This window comes from Clostridium kluyveri DSM 555, from assembly GCF_000016505.1.
In the GTDB taxonomy this organism is placed as follows: domain Bacteria; phylum Bacillota; class Clostridia; order Clostridiales; family Clostridiaceae; genus Clostridium_B; species Clostridium_B kluyveri.
On the sequence record NC_009706.1, the window covers coordinates 2766310 to 2790707 of the forward strand.

Genomic DNA, 24398 nt, shown 5'->3' on the forward strand with positions numbered 1-24398 from the left:
AAATACTTATATTTCTCCTAGAGATATATTATTACCAGATGGATCCATTTTATCCTTAGAATTCAGTTTTTTGATTTGAACCATTAAAAATATCCCTGTCAGTATAGAAGCTACTCCATCGGATACAGGTGCTGCCATCCATACACCATTAAGTCCAAAAATATGGGGTAATAAAAAAAGCATTGGAATAAGCACTATTACCTGCCTTGAAAGTGCTAGAAACATAGAGACCTTTGCCTTTGCTATAGCTTGGAAGAAATTAGCACTTACTACTTGAAATCCTACCACAGGAAATAACAACATATATATTTTTATTCCATTTACTGTTATAGCAGTCAAATTAGCATCTGATTTATTAAAAAACCCTACCAAAATATTGGGAAAAATATGAGCGCATAGTGCTCCTGCAGTAGATATTACAGTCGCAGCTATAATAGCCAGCTTCAGTGCCTTTTTCACACGGGGATATAATTCTGCTCCATAATTGAAACCAATTACCGGTTGAGATCCCTGGTTAATTCCAAATATGGGCATAAGAGTTACAGTAACTATTCCATTTATTATTCCCATGGCACCTATGGCCAGATCTCCTCCATATATTCCAAGACTCCTGTTTAATACTATATTTACAACACTAGCTGCAAGCTGCATGGCAAAAGGAGACATACCTATGGAAAATATACTTATAACCGTTTCCCATTTCAATATTAAATTTCCTTTTTTTATCTTAAGCATACTGTTTCCCTTCAAAAAGTAGTATAACACCCATATCATATTTATGCATTGAGCGATAACAGTAGCAAAAGCAGCTCCTTTTATACCAAAATGAAATATATATATAAATATAAAATCCAGTATTATATTTGTTATTCCTCCTATAAGCATTGTGGTCATGGCTTTTTTAGGATTTCCTTCTGATCTTATCACATTGTTAAGTCCAAATCCTATTATTTGAAATATGGAGCCACAAAGTATTATAGTAATAAATTCCCGGGCATAACTTATGGTATTATTACTTGCTCCAAAGGCTATAAGCATGGGATCCACTAATATAAGCCCTAATACAGTTACTATAATAGACACTATTATAAGAAGTACTAGTGCATTACCTAATATGTGTTCGGCTCCCTGCTTATTATTTTGCCCAAGTTTTATAGATATTCTTGCGGCAGCTCCTATACCTACCAACATACCAAACGCCATCACTATTATTGCTATGGGAAATGTCAAACTTACTCCAGATATAGCCATAGCCCCTACAACTCTTCCTATAAACATTCTATCTACTACAATATATAATGAATTCACTAGCATACCAACTATAGCTGGTATAGAAAACTCAAGCAGCAATTTACTTACTTTTTCATTTCCTAATTTAATAGAACGTTCCAAATAAAAAGCACCTCCTTCATACACATTTAAGTGTAATACTTTTCTGTTTTATTGTAAAACAAATTCTATATATTAAATTATAATATATCTCCTATCATAATTATTATTTTTAAATAATCGTAACACATATTCAACAAAATTGTCATAACTCATTAACAGTTCTGACATACAACTGTAACAAAACGCATTTATTATATAATAATAAAATGGTTATATTAATTTAAGGGAGGGTCCTTGTATGGATAACTTTAATAACGGTGAAAATACTTCAAAAGCAATAGTAAAGTACGACTTTAGAGATAAATTTAAAAAAACTTCCAATTTTAAAAGACTTTTATCCTATATAGCAGTGGGATTAATATCCAGCTTGATAGGAGGAAGTGTATCAGTAGCAGCATTTTTATATCTGATACCAACTACAACTTTTTTCAAAAACACACCACTTTATGAAAGTATTAATTCAAGTGCAAACACCAATACATCTACTACCTCGCAGACCAAAGCATCTACCATATCTACTACAAGTACAAATGGTCTTACTGTAGCTGAAATAGCAAAAAAAGTAAGTCCTGCGGTAGTTGGAGTATCTATTAAGACTATTTCTCAAAATAATGTATTTGGCTTCTCAAATAATGGTGACACTGAGGAAGATGATGGAATGGGATCTGGAATAATAATAAGTTCTGATGGATATATACTTACCAATTACCATGTAGTACAAAGTGCTCAGAGTATAACTGTAATACTGAGTACCAAGAAAGAAGTACCTGCCAAAGTTATAAACTATGATGCAGATCAGGACTTAGCTGTAATAAAAGTTACTCAATCCACTACCATGCCTGCTGTAGCAGAACTTGGGGATTCGGATAAAGTTCAAGTTGGTGATTCTGTGGTAGCTATTGGAAATCCTCTAGGTAAAGAACTCATGGGCTCTGTAACAAGCGGTATCATAAGCGCTACCAAAAGAGAAATAAATACCGGAAATACCACTCAAACTTTTCTGCAGACAGATGCAGCTATAAATGCAGGAAATAGTGGAGGAGCTCTTGTGAATTCACTAGGACAGGTGATAGGTGTAAATTCCGCTAAAATAGGTGGAAATGGTGTTGAAGGTATAGGTTTTTCAATTCCTATAAATACAGTAAAATCCAAATTAACGGGCCTTTTAAAGCCAGTATTGAAAATTGGAATTGCAGGAAGGGATATAGATTCCACTTTATCCAAGCAATATAATCTTCCAGAAGGTGTATATGTAGCTGAAGTAGAAGAATTCAGTGCTGCTGAAAAAGCAGGATTGAAATCAGGAGATATTATACAAAAATTTGATGGTAAGTCTGTTAAGTCCATAAGTGAAATAAATACTATAAAAGCTACCCATGAATCTGGCGACACTGTTTCTATGGTAGTATATAGAAATGGCTCTACCAAAAAATTGGACTTAAAATTATCAGAATAAATATTAGGGGCTGTTCATCCAGCCCTTAAATTACATTAATCAACTCTTTTACCCCTACCTTTTAAGTATACAAAGAAGCTTATACTCAATACAATCCCTATAAAACTAACTAATTGGGCAACTCTAATATGTCCAATCATTAAACTATCCGTTCTCAGTCCCTCTATAAAAAATCTTCCCAGTGAATACAATCCAACATAAGTACATATTACAGTTCCTCTTTTATGCTTCTTTCTAAAAATATAAACTAAAATAATACATACTATTAAATCCCAAAGGGATTCATACAAAAATGTAGGATTATAGTAATCGCCATTTATATACATTCCTCTTTGTATAAATAAAGGAAACTTACTTATAAATTCATAACCTACAATTCCTCCATGAGCCTCTCCATTAAAAAAATTCCCCCATCTACCTATTGCCTGGCCAAGAATTATAGAAGGTGCAAAGCAGTCCCACAATTTTATAAAATCCATTTTTTTGTATCTGGAAACTATGTAAGCTGCTCCAAGTCCAAATATAATACCTCCATGAATAGCAAGCCCCCCCAGCCTTATATTAAATATATCCATGAGGTTGTTTCTATAATCTTGAAACTGGAAAACAACATAATAAACTCTAGCCCCTATAATAGCCAGAGGAAAAGATATTAAAAATACATCTATTAAACTATCAAAATTATACCCTTTATATCTACAATTTAAATTAGCTAAAATGAGAGCTGCTAAAACTCCCAGGGCTATCATTATTCCATACCACCTGATTTGAAAGCCACCAATAGAAAAAGCTATGGGATCCATAAGTATTACAACCTTTCTTTATGAATTAAAAATCATAGAAAAATCACAGCATATTAGCGATGCTTTTGTTAGTATATACATTTTAGGTAATATTATTTTAAACACTTATAACTTTTGTAACAGTTAATATAAGTACTATTATACCTATAAATATTCTATATATGGCAAAAACCCTCATAGGTTTTCTCTTTAAAAAATTCATAAACTTTTCCACTACCACTAAGGCCACTAAAAATGAAACTATGAATCCAACAGATAGGGCAATAACTTGCATTATACTCATATCTATTTTTACTTTTATAAGAGACCATCCTGATGCAGCTATCATAGTTGGTATAGCAAGAAAAAAAGAAAACTCTGCTGCAGCCACATTGGTAAGTCCGCTTATCCATCCTCCCATTATTGTAGACGCGCTTCTTGACATTCCAGGCCACAGTGCAAGGCATTGAAAACATCCTATTTTAAAAGCCTGAAAAATATTCACATCTTCAATATTTTTAGTACTATTTCCCCTTCTATATTTATTTTCCATATATATCATAAGTACTCCTCCAACTATTAGTGCAGAGGCCACCGTAATTGAGTTGAACAGTTTCTCTTGAATAAGATTATTAAATATGACCCCCAGCACAGCAGAAGGTAAAAATGCAATTAAGATAATAACCCAGAGTTTAAATCCCCATTTACCCGGTTTAATATTTTTAAGTGAATTAAATATTTTATCCCAGTAAAGAACCACTATAGCAAGTATAGCTCCCAGCTGGATTACAATTTCAAACATGTTTATATAAGCTTTATCATAAGTTGGTGCCTTAAAGTTTATCAAATCCCCCACCATTATCATATGTCCTGTAGAAGATATTGGCAGAAACTCCGTTATGCCCTCTACCACCCCAATAATAGCAGCTTTAATAATAAAGATTAATTCCATTATTTCCACTCACTCTCTATATTTTTAATTTTTACAACAACTATTATTATACTATCATTATGAGCTTTGCCACAACTACTATATTATTAATAAATTGTTACACAAAATATATGACCTAATTTAAAGATAAAATAAAACTGTTTTCTATAACAATAAAGAAAACAGTTTTCTATAAGTTTATATGCAGGTAAAGCGTCTAATCTCAGGGCCTGCTTTAACTATATCTTCTGAAACACTACCAAATTTTTTGAAATTCTCATTAAATTTTGCAGCTAATTCTTTTGCAGCTGCATCATAAGCCTGTTTATCTGTCCAGGTATTTTTAGGATCCAACATTTCTTTTGGAACTCCCGGGCATTCTTTAGGCATCATTACTTTAAATATAGGATGCTCTACAAATTCAATATTTTTAAATTTGCCATTTAAAGCTTCTCTAATCATAGCTCTCGTATAAGGGAGATTTATTCTATCTCCTTTTCCATAGCCGCCACTTAACCATCCTGTATTTACTAAATACACTTCTGTATTATGTTTGTCTATTTTTTCTCCCAACAATTTAGCATATACCGCAGGATTCATAAGCATAAATGGCTCCCCAAAACAAGATGAAAAAGTCGCTTCCGGATCAACTATGCCTCTTTCTGTGCCGGATACTTTACTAGTGTACCCCGACATAAAATGGTACATAGCAGCTTCCTTTGAAAGCTTGGATATAGGAGGCATTACACCAAAAGCATCTGCTGTCAAAAATATAATAGTCTCAGGATTTCCCCCAACTCCACTTTTTTCTATATTATCTATATAATCAATAGGATAAGCTCCTCTTGTATTTTCTGTATATCTTCCATCATTATAATCGGGTACTCCATATTCATCCGTAACTACATTTTCAAGTACAGTACCAAATCTTATGGCATTATATATCTCATGTTCTTTTTCTTTATCCAATCTTATGGTTTTTGCATAGCATCCCCCTTCAAAATTAAACACTCCCTTATCACACCATCCATGTTCATCATCACCAATTAACTTTCTCTCTGAATCCGCTGATAAAGTGGTTTTCCCCGTTCCTGAAAGTCCAAAGAAGAGGGATGTCTTGCCATCCTTTCCTATATTGGCAGAACAATGCATTGGAAGAACTCCTTTTTCAGGCAGCAAAAAATTCATTACAGAAAATAAGGATTTCTTTATTTCGCCTAAATACTGGGTTCCTCCTATCAGTATAATTTTCTTATCAAAATTTATTAATATAAAAGCCTCTGAATTTAAACCATCTGCTTTCCCTTGGGATTTGAAGTCCGGTACTGCTATTACATTAAATCCAGGTATAAAAGATTGTAAATCTTCCACCGTTGGTCTTCTAAAAAGTTGATTGGCAAATAAAGCCTCGTATGCTTTTTCACATATAACCCTTATAGGAAGAGTGTACTCTTTTAAAGCTCCTACAAATCCATCAAATACAAAAATATCTTTATTCTTCAAATAGTTTAAAACTTTATCATACATTTTATCAAAAATTTCTTCCTCTATAGATAAATTTACACTTCCCCAGTTTATTTTATCCTTTATGCTATCCTGATTAACTATAAATCTATCCTTAGGGGATCTGCCTGTATACTTTCCTGTATTAACTATTAAAGCCCCCTTATTAGATAGGCATCCTTCTCCTCTTTCCATAGCTAACTGTACTAATTTCGCAGGTGATAAATTTTTATACACATTTTTATATTCTTTAATATTTAAATACGATAAGTCTATACTCATACTACTTCCCCCTAATATTTTATATTATATATATTACACCATTTATAGAAAAATGCAACACAAAAGATTATTTTATTTTTATTATGCAGCACTTTTATCACTATCCTTGCATTAATATAATATATATTTTAAAAAACTCTTATATAAGTTATACTTTTTCCCTATGTGCTATATTATTTATGCAACTTTAATTTTTACATCCTTCACAGTTATTTCTTTAAATTTTAATGAACTAAATTCTAATACATATATTTTTTAGAAATTTATCTCCATAACATTTCCTTTCAATATATTATTTTTTATATTTATACACAAACTGTATACTTGTAGTATGTTAATATTCAAATATAATTTTATGACATTTAAAATTCTATTAAAATATAAGAATTAATAGATAACTTTTACTTTTTTGATGTAAAAATTCTCATATTGTATTATAATATTTAAGAGTTACCTTAAAGCTTATATAGTTCGCATATGATTAATGTGTCTAGACAAAAGGTGGTGTGCAAAATTAATATAAATTCTTTTTTTAGTATTATTATTTGCAAAATTGTAATAAAATTATCAAAAATTTTATTTAAAGGAGGAAGTAATTTTCCTGGAAAAGTTGCATTAAAATTAGATAAAAATATTTTAAAAACTGTATGTAATAACTATAAAATTATAATTATCACCGGTACAAATGGTAAAACTACAACCACAAGCATGATATATAATATACTAAAAGATGCAAAAAAATATGTAATTACAAATAACACAGGAGCTAACATGCTTACAGGAATAGTGTCCTGCTTTGTAGAAAATTACTCATTTAAAAAATGCTGCAGCACAAAATATGCAGTAATAGAATGTGACGAGGCAAATATACCCCTATTCACAAGCTATGTAATACCGGAGATTATAACTGTTACTAACTTATTTAGAGATCAACTGGACAGATACGGTGAAGTTTACTCCACATTAAACAAAATTATCCAGGGAATTGAAAAAGTTCCTCTTACAAATTTAGTTTTAAATGGCGACGAATCTCTGCTTGGAGATTTAAATCTACCAAATAGAACTATTTATTATGGATTTAATTGTTCTCTTACTAAAGGCAAAAAAGTGTCCCTTAATTCTGATGCAAAGTTCTGCAAAAAATGTAAAAGCCCTTACATGTATAATTTTCTTACATACAATCATTTAGGAGATTACTATTGCCCTAACTGTGGATATAAACGCCCTGAATTAGACTATACTTTAGATGAAATAAAGGAACAGACCCCAGAGGGTTCTCTTGTAATTATAAACGGAAAAGAATATTATATAAATCAGCCCGGTACATATAATATGTACAATGCTCTGTGTGCATACTCTGTAGCTGTGGTATGCGATATACCTATTTCTAATATATACAATTCCCTAAAAAATCAAAAAAGTAGTTTTGGGAGACATGAAAACATAAAGATAGGGGATAAACAAGTTAAGATAATTTTGGTAAAAAATCCCGCAGGCTATGATCAGGCTATAAATACCCTAAGCCTCGACAACAGAACCTTCAATCTAGTAGTACTTTTAAATGACAATTATGCAGATGGAAGAGATGTTTCCTGGATATGGGATGTTAATTTTGAAAAGCTATCCTCTTTAAATATAGATAAGATAATGATTTCTGGTATAAGACCTTATGATATGGCTGTAAGATTGAAAATCGCCGGCCTGCCAGATAAGGACTTTATAATCTCCGAGACCTATGAATCTCTTACTGAAGAAATAAAAAATTGCAAATTGAACACAGTATATGTACTCGCCACTTATACTGCCATGATAAACTTCAGAAAATTTCTCAATTTTAAAGGTTATATTAAAAAATTTTGGTAAAAATATTTCAATAAGGAGTTATATAAAATGGAATTGAATATATGTCACCTATATCCTGATTTACTAAATGTATACGGGGATTTAGGAAATATACTTATTTTAAAATACAGAGCACAAAAAAGAGGCATAAATGTAAACATATTTAATATATCGCTAGGAGATCCTTTTGATGAATCTAAATACGACATAGCTTTTTTTGGAGGCGGTCAAGATTATGAACAATCCATAGTATCTGAGGATCTGGTTAAAAATAAAAGGGAGGGTATTTTAAATTACATTGAAAATGAAAATGTATTTTTATCAATTTGTGGAGGATACCAGCTTTTAGGAAAGTATTATTCCACTTCTCAGGGTGAAAAACTTTCCGGCCTTAATGTACTGGATATTTACACCGAAGGTGGTAATAAAAGATTCATAGGAAATACTGTAATATATAACGAACGGTTTAAGGAGACCTATGTGGGTTTTGAAAACCATTCTGGAAGAACTTATATCGGAGACTTAGAACCCCTTGGAAAAGTAATTGTAGGCTATGGAAATAATGGTGAAGATGGTTATGAGGGGTGCATATATAAAAATTGTTTTTGTACATATTTTCATGGTTCTCTTCTTTCTAAAAATCCAGAACTGGCAGATAGATTCATAAGTATAGCCCTTACAAAAAAATATGGTACCGTAACACTGGAACCTTTAGACGATGAATTGGAAATACATGCTAAAAATTTTATAATAACAAGGGAAACCAGGAGAAAATCATAGCTTCCCCTGGTCTATTTTCATATAAGAGGTAAAAGAGATTAGAATATATTTTCGTTCTCTTTCACCTAGCTGTTCAGTTTTTATCCAAGTTTATATTAAAATCACCATTATAATCTACCTTTATGGCACATCCATTGTATATTTCTCCATTAATTATCTTCTTTGCTATAGATGTCTCAAGTACACTCTCTATATATCTTTTTAAAGGTCTGGCTCCATAAACGGGATCATATCCTTCCCTAACCATAACTTCCTTGGCACTCTCTTCTACCCTTAAAGAAATGCTCTTGTCTTTAAGTCTATTTTCTATACTCCTTAAGAATATATCTATTATAGACTTAATTTCTTCTGTATTTAACGGTTTAAACATTATTATGTCGTCTAATCTATTTAAAAACTCAGGTTTGAATTTTAATTTCATTTCATTCATTACCCTGTGTTTTATTTCTTCCTCTATTCCATTTTCCCTTTTATTTTCAAGCAGATAACTACTTCCTATATTGGATGTCATAATTATAATACAATTTTTAAAATCTACTACTTTACCCTGATTATCCGTGAGTCTTCCATCATCTAATATCTGCAAGAATACATTAAATACATCATCATGGGCCTTTTCAACTTCATCAAATAATATTACGCTGTAGGGTTTTCTTCTTACTGCTTCTGTAAGCTGCCCTCCTTCTTCATAACCCACATATCCTGGGGGAGCCCCTATAAGCCTGGAAACAGAATACTTTTCCATATATTCTGACATATCTATTCTGATTATATTTTCTTCACTGTCAAACAATGTTCTTGCTAAAGTTTTTGCCAGCTCCGTTTTCCCTACACCTGTAGGCCCCAGGAATATAAAAGAACCTATAGGCCTTCCAGGATCTTTCATTCCTGCCCTAGCCCTTATTACAGCATTGGATACTGCTCTAACCGCTTCTTTCTGCCCTATAACTCTTTTTGAAAGTTCTTCTTCTAACTTAAGAAGCTTCTCTCTTTCTCCTTCTACCAGTTTGGAAACAGGTATTCCAGTCCATTTAGATACTATCTGTGAAATTTCCTGTTCTGTTACCTCTTCTTTTAGCATGGCACTGTCATTATTTTCTTTTAGCTTTTCTTCCTCTTTCTCTATTTCCTTTTCTAGCTTTGGAACAACTCCATATTTCAATTCTGCCATTTTATTTAAATCATATTCTCTTTCTGCTTTTTCAATTTGTCCCTTTACTTCATCTAATTGCTTTTTTAAATTTCTAACTAAAGATATATTGGATTTTTCCATCTCATATTTTGAAGTAAGTTCATTGTCTCTATCTTTTAAATTACTCAGTTCTTTTTCCAAATCCTTAAGTCTCTCTATAGAGGTGGTATCTTTCTCTTTAGATAAGGCTTCTTTTTCAATTTGCAGCTGAAATATTTTTCTTTTAACACTGTCCATAACAGTGGGCATACTGTCAATTTCTGTCCTTATCATGGCACAGGCTTCATCAATTAAATCTATGGCTTTATCTGGCAAGTACCTGTCTGTTATATATCTATCTGAAAGTTTAACCGCCGTTACAATAGCAGAGTCATGAATTCTTATGCCGTGGTATATTTCAAATTTTTCTTTGAGACCCCTAAGTATTGAAATAGAATCCTCCAGATTAGGTTCGTCTATTACTACAGATTGAAATCTTCTTTCTAAAGCTTTATCCTTTTCTATATACTTTCTGTATTCATCAAAAGTAGTAGCGCCAATGCAGTGAAGTTCACCTCTTGCAAGCATTGGTTTGATTAGATTTCCTGCATCCATAGACCCTTCTGTTTTTCCAGCTCCAACTATAGTGTGAATCTCATCTATAAACAATATTATTTTTCCCTGGCTTTTTTCAACTTCCTTAAGTACAGCTTTTAGTCTCTCTTCAAACTCTCCCCTAAATTTTGCTCCTGCAATTAAAGCTCCCATGTCTAGTGAAAATATTATTTTATCTTTTAACCCTTCTGGCACATCTCCTCTTACAATTCTCTCCGCTAATCCTTCGATTATAGCAGTCTTTCCTACCCCTGGTTCTCCTATAAGTACCGGATTATTCTTAGTTCTCCTTGAAATTATTCTAACTACCCTTCTAATTTCTTCATCTCTGCCTATCACCGGATCTAATTTATGCTTCTTAGCTTCTTCTACTAGATTTCTTCCATACTTAACTAATGCCTCGTAAGTTCCTTCAGGATCCTGGGTATCCACTCTTTGATTTCCTCTAATTAAGGTTAAGGCCTCCAGAAATCCATTCTTTGTTATATTAAACTTTTTTAAAATTCCTTCTACTTCTCTAGAGCCACTTCCCATAATAGCCAGCATTACATGCTCTACACTTATATAAGAATCTTTGAATTTCTTAGTTATGTTTTCCGCCTTTATAAAAATTTCTTCAAACCTTCTGGTAGCATAAACCGAAGAACTCTGTGCACCTTCCCCCAATACTTTAGGCATTTTATTTAACACATCTTCAGTTGAGTTTATCAATGCTTTCATATCTACAGACATTTTCCCAAATATATTTGGAATTAAACCATTTTCCTCAAATACCAATGCTGAAAATAAATGAATAACATCTATCTGCTGATGGTTATACCTTACAGCTATGCTCTGTGCATTATTTATTGCCTGTTGAACTTTAATAGTAAGTTTATCTATGTCCATACTACAATTGGCTGCATAAAACTTTTTCTTAAGTTTTAATGCAACTATCCTCCTTTCTCAAAATTGATTTTAAGAGATTATCATATCTATTAAAAACCATATTTTTGGCCTAACTTTATAGCAAAATGAAAATATTTAATCGACTCTGAAACATTGCCCATATTATAATACATTTCTCCCATCTTTATATATCTTTTATATATTTTGGTGTTTGTAGCAAATTTAAGCAGCGTATCCAGTGATAGATTCATATACATCTCACCAAATTCAAAATTCCCTTGTTTTATAAGTATAACAGCTTTATAATAATAAGCTCTCTCTATATACTTTACATTATCCAAAAATATAGCATAGTTTAAAACTACATCACATACGTTCTGTGCTTTATCCAAAACTTCGTTTTTTATTAAAATATTTACAATCATGAGGTTAAATTTTACCAATTCTTTTATGTTGTCTTTAGGATACATATCCTCTGCTTTAATCAAATAATGTACTGCTCTATCTTTCATGCCTAAAATAAACAGAGCATAAGCATAATCAAATAGAGCTTTAGCTTTATCTCTTAGATTATTACCATAAAACATATATACCTTTTTTTCATATCTTTTAAACTCTTCTATATTGGTTTTAAGAGAAATAAGTGCCATTAAATGATATATTTTGGCCTTCTTTATATCTTCTTCTAAAAAATCCATTAAACCTATAATCCTATTAGCAATATCATGAGATTTTTCATAGTTACCCATCTCAAAATAACACATAGCTTGATAATAAAGAGCCTTTACCAAAAGCTCTTTATTATCAATTTTTACCCCAATATCTATAGCATTATTATAATAATTTACAGCATGTAAAAATTCCCTACACATAAAAAACCATTTAGCAATATCTATATAGTACACTACTGATCTTTCATAAGAAAAACATTTCTGTAAATAATAATAATAGTTATGTATTATATGTTGTGCTTTTTCTAATTCTTCTTTATTCAAATAACAGTCAAATAAAAGATGTAATATTTGAAAACATATATCACTATAATTGCCATCTGTTGCAAATTTTAAATTATACTTCAAAGTGTCTTCGTGATCTTTTCTATCATTACTTTTAACTATATCATCTATATTTTTTACTATTTGATCTTTTATATCCTGTTTTAAATATAAAAGATCAACTTCAAGTTTATTGGCTATAAATTTCAATACCCATTCCTCAGGCTTTACCTTATCATTTTCAATACAACTCATTTTAGACACCGATATTTTCTTATCACATAGTTCTTTTAAGGTATATCCCCTATATATTCTTGCCCTTTTAATTTTTTCTCCAGTAGAAAGTATCTCCATAATTACTCACCCGTTTTATTTAAATCTCTTTCAATATCCCAATTTTTTTAAAAATATTAACACCTTCATTTAAATATTTGGCTGCTTCCCTATCTCTTTTATTATCTATATAAAATTTCCCTAATATTATAGAAATATCACCAATCTCTTTAATATAATCCATATTCTTTACAAAACTCAATGCACTGATAAGCGTATTTTCCGCTTCTTTTTTATTGGATTCAAGCATATCTATTCTAAACTTCAATAAGTAATAATATACTAAAGTTCTATCATTACCTTCGTCTATTCTTTCCATTATTTCCTGAAGAACTTTTTTAGAATTGGATATATCCTTTAATTTTATATAATTTTCACATATATTTACAAGAGTTTCGATTATATTACCATCTTTAAGTTTTAATCTCAATTCTTTGGCTTTATTTAAATGTATAAAAGATTCTTCAATATTATCAAATTCAAAAAAAAGCTTGCCCAAATTATTCTCAATCTTTGCAATATTAACTATGTCATCTAATTTTTTATATACACTTAATGTCTTTTTAGAATATTTTATAGCATTATCTATGTCGCCCCTTTTTTTATACTCCTCAGCTAATAGAAAAAGTGTTTTTGCATATTCTTTCTCATCATCCATTTGTTTGAATTTTTCCTTTGCCAGATAAGAATAATTTATAGCCTCTGGAATATTTTCTAATTTAAAATTCACACAAGCTATGTAATAATATATTTGTGCAAGTAAGAAATCATCTCCTACATTATTTTCCTTATATACTGTTTCCGCTTGTTGAAAATAACTTAACGAGGAATAATAGGCCTTCAACTTCTTAGATATTTTTCCTAAATTCACAAAGGTATTTATAGTTTCTTCATATTTATTATCTTTTATAAATATAACATTTGCTGACAATAAAAATTGCTGTGCAATAGGATACTCCCCTTTGGCCATATGCACCATACCCCTTAAATATAGATTCTTTGCTTTTTTATATTCCAAAAAATATTTTTCAGCATAATATAAAGCCTTATCAATATATCCCTCTGACTGATTTAAATTTTCATTTATTATATAAGATTCAGCTATGTTTTCAAAATAAGTACAGATTTTTTCTGCCTGAGTTTCTTCCGACTCCATTAGATACTCAATGGAGGTTTTTAACTCAAATGCTAGATATTCCAATAAATCCATACTAGGATTTGACTTTCCGGATTCTACAAGGCTTATCTGACCCGGTGTAATTCTATCTCCTGCCAAATCTTTCAAGGTCATATTGAGCTCTTTTCTTCTTCTTTTTATTTTCTCTCCTAAAGAAAGTATTTCCATATGTTCCCTCTTCCTTTGCCCTTGTGTTTTTATTTTAACCATATTAAAATTTTACTAAATAACTATTTTAATTATATCATATTCTTAGGGACAAAAGAAAAAATTTTAACTATATTGGCATCAATACAGACTATTTAGTACATAATAGCATAAATACAGTATTAAAAGTGTATCATTTATATAATACACTTTTAATATTACATTTGAAAACATCATATTATAAAATTTGACATTTTACCATATATATTCCCCATGCTGTTTCTTAAATATCTAGAAGTTCTTCTTATTCTCCTTCTAGTGTTTTTATCCAACTCAGGTGCTATCATCATACCCACTGCTGTTCCAATTATAGCTCCTGCTACAAATTTTCCCTTCATCTAATTCATCCCTTTCATACTTTTTTATGAATTTATTTAAGCTCAAAATTCAGATATCTAAAATAAGTAGTAAGTTATATTTTATTCTATATAGCATAGAATATGCAGTTTTAACTTTTTTTAAACCAGTTAATTGTCAAAGGATATATAAGTAAAGCTGCTGCTATCCATCTAAAATAGCAACAGCCCTAATAGGTGCTCCATCGCAATTATCATATTTTATTGGAAGGGCACATAATGTGAATAATCCCTTGCCCACTTTTTCTAAACCAGTTAAATTCTCCATAATAATCATATCTGTTTTATGAAGAAGTTTTTTATGCATGGTCAAATTTTCATCTGAAATGGGATCAACACTTATCACATCTAATCCCACTCCCTTTTTATTACTACAAATTAGATATTCACAAACTTCCTCTGTAATATAAGGATATTCTCCAAAATAAGAACTTGTACCCCATCGTTTATCCCAACCAGTATGAAATAAAATAAACTGTGCCCTATAGGCTGTTTTTTCCACTTCATTAATATATTTCATAGTAATTCTTTCACCTTCCTTTAAATCACTACAATCAATCACAAGTGCTCTTCCTATAAATTGTTCTACAGGAAAAAAATCCAAATTGGTTCCATTTGGAAACAAATGAGCTGGCGAGTCCATATGTGTTCCAGTATGGGAAGACATGGTGAGCAAAGTTTCTTTAAAACCGTCTTTTTCATATGTATTTGCAACTTTTAATTTAGGTGGTTCTGTGCCTGGATAAATTGGCATGAGTTCTGAAATAGTATGCGTTAAATCAATTATCTTCAAGATAAAACCTCCTTCTCTTAAATAAACATATCTTAAATTACTTCAATATTTTTGTATTGACAGTAAGTCTTCAATTCTGTCGTTCATATACTTATAGGAATCATAAACTCCTTGATTATAAAATTCCAATGCCAATTCTTCTATAATAAATCTTAAAATAAGACTTGACGCCAAATCACCTAATTCTTCTCCTCTTTCTTCCAAAAAATAATTTTTTATTGAAGAAATCATTTCCTCTTTTTTCTCTTTACTTAATTGAATTGTATTATTATTTCTCATATATACCTCCATATTATAGAGATTATTTCCTCTAGTTTACAAGTGCACTCATTTGCTTTTTAAATAACATATTCACAAGAGCTATGGAGCGTCCCACCCCAAGCACTGCTGCCAGAGTTCCAATACCAATTCCAATTACTTTTCCTCCAAATATCAGCCCTATAAGTACGGTTATTGTAACGCATACTATGTCTATCATATTTTTTGCAAATCCAAGACCTTTATTCATCCGCTCTCCAAATGCCTGTGTAAGACCATCCGCCGCATTTGGAACAAATTTCATCTCAACAGAAATAGCCACCCCTATTCCAGTAAGCATAATGGCTGCCCCAAGTAAAAGCACTCTCAGCGTTAAACTATTAAAACTTATAATTATCATATCATTAAATACATTGATTACTCTACTAAATATCACACTCATAGGAATCTGCAGCAGATCAAAATAACGAAATTTCCTTCCACGAAGTACCATCTGTCCCACTACACACAGTATATATGTACATAAAGTTGCATTTCCTAAATTTACTCCCCAAATATTAGAAACACAATAGGGAATGGAGATAATGGGAGATACTCCCAGACCAGTCTTTGTATTCAATATAATCCCCAATGCAAGTATTACAAGTCCAATACAATACATCACTGCTCGACAGAATTTCTTCATATGTCTTCCTCTCTTCTTAACTCTATTTATAGATGATTACCTATAGAAAAGCATCTATTTAGAGATATTCTTTATAATTTTCATTATATCAAATAATAATATAGCTAGACAATCTAATTTTAAAATAAACAAAAAATTCTCCATGCAAAAATCAAACAAGGATAACAGTATTCTAAGTGCTAGAGACACTAAGAATACTGTTAATAAGGTTCAGATAACGATGCGTATTCCTCATGTGGAAACTCCACCTGAACCTAAGAATCACCTATTACAATTATCTTCTTTTACTGCTATTGGGACAAATTTATGTCACCAGACACCGCATTAACGTCTACTGTCTTATATGGTGGATTGCCTACCTGTACAACAGCCCTATTTTTTCTTGTATTTTCATAATTCAATGGAAAATCTGAATTTACATCCCCTGAGATACTCTGCCCATTAAACTTAAAACTTAAACTTTTAGGAATTACCAAATCTATATCTCCTGAAACAGAGTTTATTTTTGAGTAATTATCGATTCCTCTATAATTCACTTTAACATCTCCTGAAACAGCTTTTATATCACCCGAACCTGAAATAGAATTTATACGTATATCTCCTGATGTATTTTCTAATTTATAGTATTTAGAATATATTCCATCTGCATTTATATCTCCAGAAGTAGTTTTTATATTGACATTATTACCCGTAATGCCGCCCTTAACATGAATATCCCCTGAAGCCTGACTACAATATATGTCATTCATTTCTACTGAAGAATTAAATGACATATCTCCAGAACTTAAATTCACATATAAATCCTCAACATATTTCTTCGGTATATATACTTCAATTTTTTGATTAATATTTATAAACTGAAACACATGAAATTTGAATGTTCCATTTCTGTTGTTTGTCTTGATCTCAATGTTATCACCATTTTTGCTCATTACAAACTTATCTTCATTTTTCAGTTTACCTACTGAACTTTGAACCACCCTTAAATTTGCCTCATCTGTTGTCTGTATAAATATATCTTCATTAGAAAAATCAAGACTTATTTTATTACAATTCTTTATTGATATATCTTCGTCCTTTTGCATATTATATATTTTTCCCTTTGATTTATCCAAAAACTGAAAATTACTAAAACTATTTCCATGTAGAATTCCATATATTAAAAAATATGCTCCTACAACTGCTATAGTTATCCAAATTACAATTAACCCCTTTATCAGCCGTCTATTCATAAATTTACTCCTTTAATTTAAAACTTAACATAATTACCCTTTGCAGTGCCGCTCCTATTATAAATATGATCCATGAATATGCCCAAGCTCCAAAAACAAAATTCAATACAAAGTAAACTGCCACTATAATCAACCACATTATAGACCTTATTGATTTCATAATCTCATTTTTGTTGTCATTTAACACCTTCCATTCCTTGAATTCCTCTACTATGGTATTGTCAGCTTTAATATATTTAGGCTGTGAAGCGGCATTATACACAATAAGACAGGTAGCTACAGCATCTATTGTAAGCATAATACTTACTGATAAACTTTCATTCACCATAAAAACTTCATTTAACAATATTAAAACAACTACACTCATAATATAAAGACCTATTGACACTGATAATATAATCGCACTTTTCTGACGTTTTTTCTGTGTTATATCATTGTCTAGCACATTACTGTCATTTAACCCATTTATAAGCTCATTTACATCTCCCACACTTGAAATTGCTATTTTAAAAGCTTCTTCTTCATTCTTTCCTGATGATACCAGATCATCATATTTATCTATAAGGTTCGCCAGAAGTTCTTCCTTAAGCTCGTTGGCCTTATTGGTTTTTGGGGCATTTTCAAATAAATCCTCTAAGTTCTTTCTCAGCTTTTCATACATTTCAATTACCTCCATCAATCAATTTATCAATCAATTCTTTTGATTCATTCCAATCCACTTTATTTTGTTTTAATGCTTCTCTCCCCAATTCTGTTATAGAATAATATCTTCTTCTAGCTCCTGTGGTCTGATCTCCCCAATAAGAAGTTATAAACTCAGCCTTTTCCAGTCTTCTAAAAGCTGAATAAAGTGTTGCCTCCTTAAGTTCATACTTGCTGTTTGTTTTCTCTTTTATAAACTTATTTATTTTATATCCATAACTATCGTTTTTTACTAATTGCGCCAATATTATGGTTTCCGTATGCCCTCTTATAATATCTGAAGTTATAGACATTTGCTCACTCCTTTCTGCTGAACTTTATTTTATGATTACACATTTTAATTTAACTTTGTATATATATTATATAAATATATACTTCGCCTATCAATGTATATATTTTTTAGATATATATTTTTCAACATAGTATAAATACTTACAAAACTCATCCGAAGAATTGCTTTTCCTCAACAAAAAAATACCCACCAAATTTTAGTTTGATGGATTTGTTTAAATTACGTTATTTTTATAATCAACATATTATATAATTAGAGATGAACTATATTTTATATTTATCTCCTATGTCCAATTTATATAGTTATAACTACTACCGTCCCCTCCTTTGCTCTAACTTCCACAATTCTTAACCTCTTATATTGCTTTAAAATTCCAAGGCATTTGGAAAATTCTTTAAAATCAATCATATCAAAGTATTTTCTGTCTTTCTGGGGAATATGTGTTTTTACAAAAGATGAACTGAAAATTGATATACCAAGCTTTAAAAATATAAATGGTATAGGTATTATAAATCTCACTTTTCCTGATTTCACATACACTCTCATATACTGCTCTCCCTATTCTATTACCACCTCAACTATATCTCCATTTGCACTTTTTACATCCACTATTTTACCTAAAAGTCCATTGTCTATGGCCTCTGAAATAAGATTCAAATCAATATTTTCCATTCCTTTCACATTATCACTTAAGGGAATCTTGCCCACAGTTTTTAGCATTATCTTTATAAATTTTACTGGAAGATTTACATTTACATTATCGCCATCAATAGAATTAACTCTTATCTTTAACATCTTATCCATAATATCATTATCTGAAGAAAGTTGAACATCTGTATTTTTATCCTTAAGTGACTCTATAAGTTCCATAGCCTTATCTGCCGTAATTTTGCCATCTTCTACCATCTTTAACACTCTTGCCATTTCTTCATTCATTTTTTTATCCTCCCTATTATATTTACTCATTTAACATTTTAATGGCTTCATCTGCACTTATCTGTCCTTTATCTAGCATATCCACTACTTTCTTTTTATCAACTTTCACATCCTGGGCTACATTATATCCAAGGGCAGCTATGACCTCATCAAGCTTTGCTCTCACAGTAGGATAGGATATTCCAAGCTCCTTTTCCACATCTTTTATATTTCCTCTGTTCTTTAGAAATACCTCTATAAACTTAAGCTGTTCCAGTGTTAAATATTCAAATTTTGACATTTCAAAGTTATTTTCAATTATTGTGCTGCATTTAGGACATTTAAGTTTTGAAATTAAAAGCTTAGATTTACATATAGGACATTTGCCTATTATTTTATACGCCAACCTATCATCTCCTTCCACAAATAGTATATCATGACACTTTGATATATTCAATATATAGATTAAATATATTGAATATATTATAATTAATAATTAAAATAATTAATTTAATAATTAATTATTTTAATCAATGTTGATGTTTAGCACAATAAAATAGCTTTCCATGATATTTAACTTTATCATAGAAAGCTCCGTTTAATATGTTGTCATAATTTTTAAAAGGATTTAGAACATACTCCTAAATTGAGGATAATTTGCAATTGCAAACTGCATTATCCCCATTACCATGGCAAAAATACAAAGTACCATTACAATAACTATAGCTCCTGTATCATACCTTATTTTTTCCTCTTTATTTAGGATATATGCTGTGATAATCTCTACTCCAATAAAAATTAATATTACCGGCCACAAGGATATTATCAGTTCATAACTTATATTTTTAAACATACTATGCATTAAAAACATTGCTCCAAATACCACAAGAACTACACCTGAAGTAAATGTACCAACCCTTCTCCCCTTAATCATCCATATTCCTCTCCTTCTTTTTTCCCACAATAAGTTTTACTCCAATTATAATTATTGCTATTGCCACAATGATTTGAGGGATAATTCCTGTAAAAGAATTTACAATATTATAAATTCTATTATCTATATATGGTGCAGCAATATACATAATATTGTCCCATATAAGGTAAATTCCCATACATACCAGAAGTATTCCAAAAAATAACCTTCTCTTTTTAAATAAATTTTTATCCCAATGAAGGAACTTATCTATGGAAAACATGTAATTATCTTCTAAAAGTGAAAACTCCTCCTCAGGTAAGCTCTGTTTATTTATACAGTCAAAAAAAGAATAAAACCAAATTAAGGGTAATACAAATAAAAGAGGTCCTATATGAAGCCATGTTGAAAGAAATATTACAAAGAAAAATGCAGACATAATTGACAATCCCATTTTCATAAATCCCATGTACATATGTCCTGCACCGGGAAGAAAAGAAAATAAAATGGTTAAAAAATTACTTTTTTTCATTTTCATTATTAAATACCTCCATATTAATTATTTTATTAGTGAAATTACCAAGCTCCATATTAATGGAATTTACCACTGTAAACTTAGGTGAGCTAATTTCCAATGTCTTTACTTTGGTATTCGCTATAAAATTCAATGTACTTGAGAATACAAATATAAGGGATATACATGCGGCAAGAGAAACTCTAAGGGAATAAAATAAAAGCTGTCTATTTTTCTTTTTATATTTGACTATTTTATTTTTTACTTCTTCTTCGAATCCAAAGGGCACTTTTTTAAACTCACTATCATCAAAACTCCCTGTAAGGTGTTGGATACATTTTTCACAGTTCTCAATATGCTGGGATACAACAATAAGTTCTCTATCATCCAAATCTCCCCTTTTAAATTTTTTTATACATGAATCACTTATATGTCCATTATTATTAAATAGACTATCCCTCAAATAAATTCCTCCTTCCATAAAATTTTAAGAAGTTTTTTTGCCCTATATAATCTTGTTTGTAGTGTTTTTAAATTTTCTCCTGTATCTTTTGCCATATCTGAAATTTTTATGTTTTTACAAAAGTAATTTATTGCTACAGTCTTATAAGGTTCTTTTAATCTTCTGCACAGATTATATATTTTTTCATCACTATCCTTATTCAATAGACTTTCCTCTGGAGAATCTTTTACATCTTCTATATATTTATAATCCTCACTACTTAAACTTTCTAATTTTCTGGCAGGATTCTTAACATAATCTCTACATTTATTTAACGCAATTTTTGTAACCCAGGCTTTAAAATTCCTGCCATCAAACTTATTCATATTTTTATAGGCAGTCAAAAAAGTTTGCTGTGCTATGTCCTCTGCATCAAAATAATTTTTAGTAAAGGAAAAACAGATAGTAATAATTAGGCGTTGATACTGTTTTATGTAATTTTCAAATTGATTTTCCCAAATAATCACCACCACCTTTTTACCCTTATAATAATATAACGATTTATAAATAAAAAATACTTCACATATTTTATATTTTTGACACCTAATTTTACTTTGGATTTAGATCATTTTTCTATGGACAAGGACATTGTATTAAAAATATAATAACTAAACTTTTATATTTGATGAGCTTATGAATGGACTTGATAAAGGGATGAAAATGAGAACTAAATTTAATCAGATGAGATGATTTTTTCAAAAATTGTAATTAGTTAATACCCTCACATTTTCTAAAGTGTGGGATAAGCAATGTTCACAACTTTATAAGTGATTCTGAGGTTCAGATGGAGAGAATCGTTTGTTTTGTTATGCGTAGACTCCCTCTAAACCTTAGAATGATTTTATAGTAAAAACTTTACTACTATAGAAACAACAAGCACTACTACTCCTATAACAGAGATATTTCTATATATCCTAACAGATTCAATATCATTTTTTTCTTTTTTCATATACATGATTCCTGCAATAAGCATTCCCAGCCCAACGATAACAAAAAGTCCAAATAAAATCCATGCTTTCATTTTAGTTTCCTCCATTTCAATAATAATGATGAATTAATAATAACTGCAACGGAACCAGCATTATGTACTAATGCTCCCATAACGGGATTCAGTATACCTATAATAGCCAAAAAAATAGCAATAAAATTAAGAATCATAGAAGCAGTAAGGTTTATATTAATGGTTTGCATAGTTTTCCTAGAAAGCTGTAAAAGGTGTGGGATTTCTTTGATATCATCCCCCACAAGAGCAATATCTGCAGCATCAATTGCAATATCACTTCCAATTCCACCCATGGCTATTCCTACATGTGCTGTCTTTAATGCAGGAGCATCGTTAATTCCATCACCTACCATACAAACAAACTCACCTTTATTTTGATACTCTTCAATGGCTTTCATTTTATCTTCAGGCATACAGTTTGATTTTAAATCCGTAATCCCAGCAATTTGTGCCATATACTTTGCTGCCTGTGGTGCATCGCCAGTAATCAATACCGTTTCAATCCCTGTCTGATTGATTTTCTCAATTGTTTTCGAGGCATCAGGACGAAGGGTATCTGACAAAGCAATAAGTCCAATAGCTTTTTGATTTGCTGCAAGATAAATCACTGTGCTTCCATCTGCTCTGGCTTCTTCGGCTAATTGACAAAGGATAGCTGGCAATTCAGTTTTTTGTTCAGATAACAAAGCTTCATTGCCTGCCAATATCTTGTTACCATCTACATCGGCCAAAACCCCTCTGCCTGCAATAAGCATAAAATTGTCTGGTTCCTCTGGTAATCTGCCATTCTTCTCCTTATAATAGGAAACAATTGCTTTTCCCAGAGGATGTTCTGAACGCAATTCCGCAGATGCTGCAATTGCAAGTAATGATTCTGAGTTGATATTTGGTACACAGCTTTTTACTTGAACTACTGCAGGCTTGCCGTAGGTAATGGTACCTGTTTTATCAAATGCCATTCTCTTTATTTTCGCAAGCCGTTCTAAAGCATCACCTTCCCGAATAAGAATACCATACTTTGTAGCATTTCCAATTCCAGCCATAATCGCTGTTGGTGTTGCAAGCACTAATGCACAAGGACAAAATACAACAAGAATGGTAACTGATCGGATAATTTCATGCGTAACAAACCATGTGCCAACTGCTGCTGCAAGTGCTATCACTACAATCCACGTAGCCCACCTATCAGCTATTCCAACAATTTTTGCCTTCCCTGCATCTGCTGATTCAACAAGGCAAATCATCCTCTGCAGTGAACTATCCTCTCCAACCTTCTGTGCAACCATTTCAAAAGTGCCAAATTGATTGACAGTTCCGCTGAAAACCTCGTCCCCCTCGGTTTTATCTACGGGCAAAGATTCACCGGTCATTACAGATTGATCCACAGAAGTTTGTCCCTTAGTAATCATTCCATCAACAGCTATTGTCTCTCCTGCCAATACCCTTAAAATATCACCTTTTTTGATTTGCTCCGCGGAAATTATAGCCCCTTCGCCATTTTGTACAATCCTTGCTGTGGTGGGAGTAAGATGTACCAGCTTTTCAATTCCAGCACGAGCTTTGGCAACAGTACGCTCTTCCAAATAAGCCCCAATTGTCATAATAAAAGCTACTTCACCAGCTGCAAATATTTCTCCAATGAAAATTGACGCAATCAGCGCAATGGAAACTAGCACATCTGCCTTAATATCAAACTCAGTTACCAACCCCCAAATAGCCCCTTTTATAATAGGAATACCACAAAGAATAATAGCAATCCATGCCGCATTGATAGGCAAATTTGCTATATTGAAAAAGCTTACAGCTAAAGCCACTATTGATAATAAAATAAATAATAAAGTTCTTTTATTATCATCTTTTAGTAATCGTATCAATAAAA

Annotated in this window: 26 protein-coding genes; 3 read left to right on the top strand and 23 right to left on the bottom strand. The window is 31.1% G+C overall.

Annotation, left to right across the window (positions count from 1 at the left end; all coding sequences use genetic code 11):
• Window positions 1-6 precede the first annotated feature (6 nt).
• The gene (locus CKL_RS13185) at window positions 7-1392 is read right to left on the bottom strand and encodes an MATE family efflux transporter (RefSeq protein ID WP_012103037.1); all 1386 of its coding nucleotides are present in this window, start codon (window positions 1390-1392) and stop codon (window positions 7-9) included.
• 238 nt (window positions 1393-1630) lie between these two features.
• Between CKL_RS13185 and CKL_RS13190 the strand changes: the two genes are divergently transcribed.
• Window positions 1631-2848 (top strand): S1C family serine protease, encoded by a 1218-nt coding sequence (locus tag CKL_RS13190; protein ID WP_012103038.1) that lies wholly within the window; start codon window positions 1631-1633, stop codon window positions 2846-2848.
• 35 nt (window positions 2849-2883) lie between these two features.
• Here CKL_RS13190 and lgt read toward each other — a convergent pair whose 3' ends face one another.
• The 3 genes from lgt to pckA all read right to left on the bottom strand — a co-directional run bounded on the left by lgt (window position 2884) and on the right by pckA (window position 6346).
• On the bottom strand, window positions 2884-3651 hold the full coding sequence (gene lgt, locus CKL_RS13195) for a prolipoprotein diacylglyceryl transferase (RefSeq protein ID WP_012103039.1): 768 nt from the start codon (window positions 3649-3651) through the stop codon (window positions 2884-2886).
• 97 nt (window positions 3652-3748) lie between these two features.
• Window positions 3749-4582, bottom strand: a complete 834-nt coding sequence (locus CKL_RS13200) for an undecaprenyl-diphosphate phosphatase (RefSeq protein ID WP_012103040.1) — start codon at window positions 4580-4582, stop codon at window positions 3749-3751.
• A 177-nt stretch (window positions 4583-4759) separates the two neighbouring features.
• Window positions 4760-6346, bottom strand: coding sequence for a phosphoenolpyruvate carboxykinase (ATP) (gene pckA, locus CKL_RS13205; RefSeq protein ID WP_012103041.1), 1587 nt, complete (start codon window positions 6344-6346; stop codon window positions 4760-4762).
• 504 nt (window positions 6347-6850) lie between these two features.
• Here pckA and CKL_RS13210 point away from each other — a divergent pair.
• Both CKL_RS13210 and CKL_RS13215 read left to right on the top strand, forming a co-directional pair.
• A complete protein-coding gene (locus CKL_RS13210) occupies window positions 6851-8209 on the top strand; it encodes a Mur ligase family protein (RefSeq protein WP_049759171.1) in 1359 nt (452 codons plus the stop codon).
• A 27-nt stretch (window positions 8210-8236) separates the two neighbouring features.
• Entirely contained in the window at window positions 8237-8968 is a 732-nt protein-coding gene (locus CKL_RS13215; protein ID WP_012103043.1) for a type 1 glutamine amidotransferase, read from the top strand.
• Window positions 8969-9041: 73 nt separating this feature from the next.
• Here CKL_RS13215 and clpB read toward each other — a convergent pair whose 3' ends face one another.
• The 19 genes from clpB to CKL_RS13305 form a co-directional block, all read right to left on the bottom strand.
• Entirely contained in the window at window positions 9042-11642 is a 2601-nt protein-coding gene (gene clpB / locus CKL_RS13220; protein ID WP_012103044.1) for an ATP-dependent chaperone ClpB, read from the bottom strand.
• A gap of 89 nt (window positions 11643-11731) precedes the next feature.
• Window positions 11732-12991 (bottom strand): helix-turn-helix domain-containing protein, encoded by a 1260-nt coding sequence (locus CKL_RS13225; RefSeq protein ID WP_012103045.1) that lies wholly within the window; start codon window positions 12989-12991, stop codon window positions 11732-11734.
• 19 nt (window positions 12992-13010) lie between these two features.
• A complete protein-coding gene (locus tag CKL_RS13230; protein WP_012103046.1) occupies window positions 13011-14315 on the bottom strand; it encodes a helix-turn-helix domain-containing protein in 1305 nt (434 codons plus the stop codon).
• A 212-nt stretch (window positions 14316-14527) separates the two neighbouring features.
• Window positions 14528-14692 carry a YtxH domain-containing protein gene (locus CKL_RS19915; RefSeq protein ID WP_073539609.1) on the bottom strand — a complete coding sequence of 55 codons (165 nt, stop codon included), beginning with the start codon at window positions 14690-14692 and terminating at the stop codon, window positions 14528-14530.
• Between the two features lie 163 nt (window positions 14693-14855).
• Window positions 14856-15503: a cyclase family protein gene (locus CKL_RS13235; RefSeq protein WP_012103047.1), complete on the bottom strand. Its 648-nt coding sequence runs from the start codon at window positions 15501-15503 to the stop codon at window positions 14856-14858.
• Window positions 15504-15545: 42 nt separating this feature from the next.
• The gene (locus CKL_RS13240) at window positions 15546-15782 is read right to left on the bottom strand and encodes a DUF2164 domain-containing protein (RefSeq protein WP_012103048.1); all 237 of its coding nucleotides are present in this window, start codon (window positions 15780-15782) and stop codon (window positions 15546-15548) included.
• Window positions 15783-15813: 31 nt separating this feature from the next.
• Entirely contained in the window at window positions 15814-16446 is a 633-nt protein-coding gene (locus CKL_RS13245; RefSeq protein WP_012103049.1) for a YczE/YyaS/YitT family protein, read from the bottom strand.
• Window positions 16447-16736: 290 nt separating this feature from the next.
• Window positions 16737-17678, bottom strand: a complete 942-nt coding sequence (locus CKL_RS13250) for a DUF4097 domain-containing protein (protein ID WP_012103050.1) — start codon at window positions 17676-17678, stop codon at window positions 16737-16739.
• A 4-nt stretch (window positions 17679-17682) separates the two neighbouring features.
• Window positions 17683-18339, bottom strand: a complete 657-nt coding sequence (locus CKL_RS13255) for a permease prefix domain 1-containing protein (RefSeq protein WP_012103051.1) — start codon at window positions 18337-18339, stop codon at window positions 17683-17685.
• Window position 18340: 1 nt separating this feature from the next.
• The gene (locus CKL_RS13260; RefSeq protein ID WP_012103052.1) at window positions 18341-18673 is read right to left on the bottom strand and encodes a PadR family transcriptional regulator; all 333 of its coding nucleotides are present in this window, start codon (window positions 18671-18673) and stop codon (window positions 18341-18343) included.
• A 293-nt stretch (window positions 18674-18966) separates the two neighbouring features.
• The gene (locus CKL_RS13265) at window positions 18967-19218 is read right to left on the bottom strand and encodes a thioredoxin domain-containing protein (RefSeq protein ID WP_012103053.1); all 252 of its coding nucleotides are present in this window, start codon (window positions 19216-19218) and stop codon (window positions 18967-18969) included.
• A gap of 12 nt (window positions 19219-19230) precedes the next feature.
• Window positions 19231-19608: an SHOCT-like domain-containing protein gene (locus tag CKL_RS13270; RefSeq protein WP_012103054.1), complete on the bottom strand. Its 378-nt coding sequence runs from the start codon at window positions 19606-19608 to the stop codon at window positions 19231-19233.
• A gap of 22 nt (window positions 19609-19630) precedes the next feature.
• Window positions 19631-19993, bottom strand: coding sequence for a DUF2089 domain-containing protein (locus CKL_RS13275; protein WP_012103055.1), 363 nt, complete (start codon window positions 19991-19993; stop codon window positions 19631-19633).
• Window positions 19994-20215: 222 nt separating this feature from the next.
• Window positions 20216-20521, bottom strand: a complete 306-nt coding sequence (locus tag CKL_RS13280; RefSeq protein ID WP_012103056.1) for a LiaI-LiaF-like domain-containing protein — start codon at window positions 20519-20521, stop codon at window positions 20216-20218.
• Window positions 20514-21038: a hypothetical protein gene (locus CKL_RS13285; RefSeq protein ID WP_012103057.1), complete on the bottom strand. Its 525-nt coding sequence runs from the start codon at window positions 21036-21038 to the stop codon at window positions 20514-20516. Before CKL_RS13285 ends, CKL_RS13280 begins: the two co-directional genes overlap by 8 nt.
• Window positions 21019-21477 (bottom strand): hypothetical protein, encoded by a 459-nt coding sequence (locus CKL_RS13290; protein WP_012103058.1) that lies wholly within the window; start codon window positions 21475-21477, stop codon window positions 21019-21021. The genes CKL_RS13285 and CKL_RS13290 overlap by 20 nt, the downstream gene beginning before the upstream one ends.
• Entirely contained in the window at window positions 21474-21986 is a 513-nt protein-coding gene (locus CKL_RS13295; protein ID WP_172634765.1) for an RNA polymerase sigma factor, read from the bottom strand. Before CKL_RS13295 ends, CKL_RS13290 begins: the two co-directional genes overlap by 4 nt.
• Before the next feature lie 371 nt (window positions 21987-22357).
• A complete protein-coding gene (locus CKL_RS13300) occupies window positions 22358-22537 on the bottom strand; it encodes a hypothetical protein (RefSeq protein WP_012103060.1) in 180 nt (59 codons plus the stop codon).
• Window positions 22534-24393 (bottom strand): heavy metal translocating P-type ATPase, encoded by a 1860-nt coding sequence (locus CKL_RS13305; protein ID WP_041700831.1) that lies wholly within the window; start codon window positions 24391-24393, stop codon window positions 22534-22536. The genes CKL_RS13300 and CKL_RS13305 overlap by 4 nt, the downstream gene beginning before the upstream one ends.
• Window positions 24394-24398: the final 5 nt, after the last annotated feature.